At 62.7% G+C, this 1,446-nt stretch carries 1 protein-coding gene; it reads right to left on the bottom strand.

Annotation, left to right across the window (positions count from 1 at the left end):
* Positions 1 to 134 precede the first annotated feature (134 nt).
* Positions 135 to 1,279, bottom strand: a protein-coding gene (locus DC347_RS20945) for an IS3 family transposase (RefSeq protein ID WP_109864350.1) whose coding sequence is annotated in 2 segments (ribosomal slippage) — positions 135 to 1,003 and positions 1,003 to 1,279 — 1,146 coding nt in all. Because the reading frame shifts where the segments join, the coding sequence is not laid out codon by codon here.
* Between the last annotated feature and the right edge of the window lie 167 nt (positions 1,280 to 1,446).

The raw sequence follows: 1,446 nt of genomic DNA, 5'->3' as shown, positions 1-1,446 counted from the left end.
GCATCGCTTGAACCGAACATCCTCACGCTTGATTTCTCGGCGGTAGGACGGCACGCTGACGACTTGGAATTCGAGGTTGACTGTCCAGGTAAGACTGAGTGCGGGACTGCCCCGGCTTTTGTTGACTTGGGGTCTTAGGCCGCTGTGAGCGCGGTCCGGTTGATTGTTTCATATTCGATGGGCGTGAGTTTGCCCAGCCGTCTTTGCCTTCGCCGGCGGTGGTAGGTCCTTTCGATCCAGGTCGTGATGGCGAGCCGGAGTTCCTGCCTGGTCAGCCACCGTTGACGGTCCAGGACGTTCTTCTGCAGCAGCGAGAAGAACGATTCCATTGCGGCGTTGTCCGCGCACGCACCGACCCTGCCCATCGATCCGGTGAGCCCGTGGTGCAGGAGTGATTCGACGAACCGGCGTGACCGGAACTGGGACCCGCGGTCCGAGTGGACCACTGTCCCTGCCGGGCGGCGTGAGCGCACCGCGTTCTCCAGTGCGGCGACGGCCAGCGAGGACTTCATTCGTGAGTCCATGGAGTACCCGACGATCCTGCCGGAATAGACGTCCTTCACCGCGCAGAGGTAGAGCTTGCCCTCTGCGGTGGGGTGTTCGGTGATGTCCGTCAGCCACAGTTCGTTCGGCGCTGCGGCGGTGAAATCCCGATCGACCAGGTCGTCGTGGACCGGTGGCCCGGGTCTGCGGTTCAGGCCCCGTTTCTTCGAGAACACCGACCAGATGCCGTGGTCCCTGCACAGCCGCTGGACCCTGTTCTCGCCCGCCACGATGCCCTTCTCCGGGAGCTCGTCGGCGATGAACCGGTACCCGAATGCGGGGTCGTCGGTGTGGATGTCCAGGGCGGCGTTGACCAGGTGCGCATCGACCCAATCGCGTTCCGTCACCGGACTGGCCCTCCACCGGTAGTAGCCTTGCTTGCTGAATCCCAATACCCTGCAGGTCACCGCCACGGGAACACCATCGGCGGCAAGATCCGTGACCAGCGGGTACATCATTTTGGGTTGATGTCCCTGGCCAGATAGGCAGCCGCCCGGCGCAGGATCTCATTCTCCTGTTCCAGCAGGCGGTTGCGCTTCTTCAGCTCCCGCATCTCGGCCGACTCCGCCGCCGCCGGGCCGGCACCGGTTTCTTTACGTTCGGCGATGGCGATCCAGCGCTTGAGTGTCGTGACAGACAGTCCGAAGTCCTTCGCAATCTGCGTCAGCGGCGCCTCGCCCTTCCGGGCCACATCAATAACATCCTGGCGGAACTCCGCCCCATAAGCCGTGGGCATGCTCAACATCCTTCCACGAGCACAAGCTCGCTAGGTCAAGGAGTCAACAAAACCGGGGGCAGTCCCTGCTTTGAGAAATCTGCGGGGGTCCGATTTGACGCTGTCACCCAAAACGCCGTCGAGGTGTGGCCTGGGGTCAGCAGCGTCCGCGTCGTTGTGTATGAAAA

It is taken from the genome of Pseudarthrobacter sp. AG30 (assembly GCF_003116525.1).
Lineage (GTDB): Bacteria > Actinomycetota > Actinomycetes > Actinomycetales > Micrococcaceae > Arthrobacter.
The sequence above is the reverse complement of the archived record's forward strand: the minus strand, read 5'-3'. Positions and strand labels throughout refer to the sequence as shown.